The organism is Bacillus sanguinis, from assembly GCF_018332475.1.
Lineage (GTDB): Bacteria > Bacillota > Bacilli > Bacillales > Bacillaceae_G > Bacillus_A > Bacillus_A sanguinis.
The window spans coordinates 1-3,934 of sequence record NZ_BOQB01000382.1; the positions used below are offsets into that span (position 1 = coordinate 1).

General features: G+C 33.7%; 4 protein-coding genes. 1 reads left to right on the forward strand and 3 read right to left on the reverse strand.

Annotation, left to right across the window (positions count from 1 at the left end; genetic code table 11):
• The 3 genes from KI369_RS26490 to KI369_RS26500 form a co-directional block, all read right to left on the reverse strand.
• Positions 1-607 (reverse strand): transporter (locus tag KI369_RS26490; RefSeq protein WP_212958480.1); only part of this gene is annotated, 607 nt, incomplete at its 3' end.
• Between the two features lie 222 nt (positions 608-829).
• Positions 830-2,080 (reverse strand): sensor histidine kinase, encoded by a 1,251-nt coding sequence (locus KI369_RS26495; protein WP_438800517.1) that lies wholly within the window; start codon positions 2,078-2,080, stop codon positions 830-832.
• Complete coding sequence (locus tag KI369_RS26500; protein ID WP_063261630.1) at positions 2,077-2,748, reverse strand: response regulator transcription factor; 672 nt, start codon at positions 2,746-2,748, stop codon at positions 2,077-2,079. The genes KI369_RS26495 and KI369_RS26500 overlap by 4 nt, the downstream gene beginning before the upstream one ends.
• Positions 2,749-3,036: 288 nt before the next feature.
• Here KI369_RS26500 and KI369_RS26505 point away from each other — a divergent pair.
• A partial coding sequence (locus KI369_RS26505; protein ID WP_212958484.1) for a transposase occupies positions 3,037-3,934 on the forward strand: 898 nt, incomplete at its 3' end.

Genomic DNA, 3,934 nt, shown 5'->3' on the forward strand with positions numbered 1-3,934 from the left:
AATCAATATGATATTTTTTTGCTTCTTCCTGTACTTTTTGTTCATACACTTCTTGCGCTAACGTTTCTATCGCTTTTCCTTTTTGGGAAATACCTAACTTCTCTGCTTCCTCTCTTACTTTCGTTCCATAGATTTCTTCCTCAATGTCCTCCATTTCTTTTCCATTTGTCAAAATGCCTAATTTATCCGCTTCATCATTAATTTTAATCGTATTAATTTGATTAATTAAATTTACAATCGTTGTATTCTCTATAGATATGCCTAACTTTAACGCTTCTTGCTTTATTTTTGTTTCATAGATTTCTTCTGAAAGAGTTCCAACGTCTTTTCCTTCAACCGAAATTCCTAACTGTTCTGCTTCCCTTCCTACTTCCGTCTCATGGATTTCTTTTTCTAGCGTAATTTGTTCTTTCCCCGCTGTTTCAATCCCTAAATTCTCCGCCTTTTCTTCTGTATGCACAGCATGTATCTTTCCATTGTTTAATTGTTCTTTGCTGCGCTGCTTGTAATCTGTCTTTCCTTTTGATGTTTCAGAAGGAGAGGCACCCCCTAGTATACTTAAACTCATTACTCCAATAGTGAATACCGTCATCATTTTCTTTTTCAAAATTAATTCCTCCCTCTTACAACTTCTTTTCCATCATGCCCATAAATTTTTTAATACTATACATAATCGAAATAACATTCTGATTGATATAATCTGCTCAAATACCTTTTTATAATCGCTTCTTTATAGGGCGAACTTTCTGTATATAATACATGTTAAAAATAGTTTCTTAACTTTCCCTTAAAAAAAGACGACCTTGTAAAAACAAGATCGTCTTCTCACTTATATTCTTTGGTTTTTAGGAAGAATCACTTCAAAGCAAGTGCCCTCTCCCCATTGGCTCTCTACTGATATTTTTCCATAATGCTTTTCTACAATCCAGTTCGCGATTGAAAGGCCTAATCCCGCTCCTTCTGACGCACTTCTCGCTTTATCCCCTTGATAAAAACGATTAAATAGTTTTGGGATATCCTCATCTTTCACTCCTATCCCATCATCTTTCACTCGTATACGAATCGAACTGTTCGTTTGCATACAATCGATTTGAATATGCCCACCTTCATTCGTATACTTCATCGCATTATCTAACAATATGACCATCATTTGATGAATTCTCTCTCTATCACCTATAAATGATATGTCAGGTTCTACTCTCAATATCATCTCTTTTTCTTGATATGACGCAATTTCCTTATATGGATCTACTATTTCTTCTAACAATGTATCCATTTCAAATGTTTTCTTATCCACCTCAATTTGATTAGAATCCGAACGTGCTAACAATAATAAATTAGCTACAAGCTTAGATAACCGTCTACACTCCTTTGAAATCGTAGAAATATCCATCGCTTTTTCTTCTATTGTCGCAGATGGTGACTGAAATAATATATCTGTTTTGGATTGAATAACTGCAAGTGGTGTCCTTAATTCATGCGATGCGTCCGAAACGAATTGCTGCTGTTTTTCCCACGAATTTTGAATGGGTACGAGCGCTCTGCCGGCTAAGAAAAAGCCAATGCCTATTGCACATAAACTTCCTACACTACAACCAATAACAAGAATTAAAAATAAAGTATTTAACATTTCTTTTTCAGCTGTTATATCGCGTACAATTTGAACTATTTTTGTATCTTGTTGAAATGCAAACGTTCTAAAATATTGCCCTTGCACTTCTATATCTTGCAAAGTTCCTAATTTCTTTGGAGAAAACTTTTCCAAATTATCCTCAAAGATAAAACGGCGTTTGCCGTTTTCAATACCTATCTCCACTGTGTTTCCAAGCCAAGTTAACTCCATTATCCTTGGATCCCCAATCGGGGGATATCCTCTAATTTTTTTAGGTAGTTTTTTATCATCTGAATTCTTTCTATGCTGAACCGATTTCCCTATCGATTTATCTACTTCATTATAAATCCGCTTATATGTGTACGAATAAATGATACTGCCTAATACACCTATCAAGATAATAAATACTAATGAATTCAATATAGTCAATCGAATGCGTGTTTTCTGAAACATGCTTCCCTTTTTCATTGTTCTTTTAATATATATCCAATACCACGAACAGTTTGAATATCTTTCTGATAACCGAATGGTTCTAACTTTTTACGTAAATGATGTACGTATACTTCTACAATTGCTACTGTTGTATCTGAATCAAATCCCCAAACACGATCAAAAATTTGTTCACGCATTAAAATCTTTCCGCTATTTTGAACAAGGTACTCTAGAAGCTCATATTGTTTTAATGTTAACTTAATACCTTGTCCATCTACTTGAACATCTTTATCTTTTCCGAACAGTTCAATTCCTTTATAACGAATAGTCTGCTTTGTTGTTAGACTACCGCTTCGTCGTAACAAAGCGCGAATTCTCGCCTTTAATTCTGGAGCCTGAAACGGCTTAACGATATAGTCATCCCCACCAAAATCTAACCCTTTCACGCGATCTTCTAGAGAGTCTCTCGCTGTCAAAAATAGGACTGGTGTTTCAATCTTTTCATCACGTATTTTTTGAATCACTTCAAAACCGTCCATTTCTGGCATCATCACATCAAGTAAAATGGCATCATATATATTTTGTAACGCTAGAAATAATCCATCTTCTCCATTCAATGCTGTATCTACTTCAAATTCATCGCGTAATATTTGGACAATAGACTCTAATAACGAAGCATTATCTTCTACTACGAGTAAGCGCATATTCTCACCTTCCACCATATTGTTCAATTCTATTTATAATTACATTTTAACTTTTTTCCCGATATGAAATTGGGAAAATTTATTATACAAGCTCTTTCTTAAATTTAGCTTAAAAAATTTAAGGAAATAACTATTCGAACTTTTCTATCATGCCTTTCGAGAGGACTCCCACCTCTAAACGTAAGTGAAGGTGGTGAGGTGAATCGAAAGAAATATTTTATTTTCAAGAAAAAAAGGCAACATACGTTCTCTTTTTGCTATAATATCCTTAACAAGGAGGTGAATAAAATGGCAAAAGAAAATCCATCAAACTATAAAACTCTTCAAATCTGGATTAAAAAAGGGCATCGTATGTATTCTTATTTTCAAGAATGTTGTCATAACGCTAAGAACATGTACAACACCACAAACTTTTATATACGCCAGGTGTACACTGGATTAACACAAGAAAAAGAGTTGCAGCCTTTGCAAAAAGAAGTTCTGGATCATATTCATAAAAATATTGGTAAGATGAATGACACACAACGTCTTGCCTATCAGAAGAAATTGGAAAAAGAGAAAGTAAAGCCTAAAGAAGAACAGAAAGAGATTACATGTAATTTGTTTTCAGAACCTAATTTTGAAAAACCTTATGTAGATTACAACTTTCTAGATGCACTATTTAAGGCTATGATTCAAAATGATTATCGAGCTTTGCCTACGCAATGTAGCCAGTCAATCATGAAAGGTGTGTTCCAAAATTGGAAATCTTTTTTTGCTAGTTTAAAAGACTATAAAAAGAATCCAAACAAATATGCTGGAATGCCTAGGATTCCAAAGTATATTCGTTCTTTTGAAAAAGAGATTCTGTATACAAACCAAGATTGCATCATTAAAAACGATAGATTTTTAAAGTTTCCAAAGACGAAATTGCAATTAAATATTGGGAAATTAGGTTTCACTGAAGGTAAACTGAAACAAGTTCGTGTGATTCCAAAATACAATGAATATGTAGTGGAATTGGTAATTGATGTTCCTTCTGAACAACAAATGATTGAAGAGAATGCTCGTTATATGAGTATTGATTTAGGGATTGATAACCTTGCAACCATCGTAACAAACACAGGTATGAAACCTGTCCTTGTTAAGGGCAAACATGTCAAAAGCATAAATCAATATTACAACAAAATGAAGAGTCATTTTACAA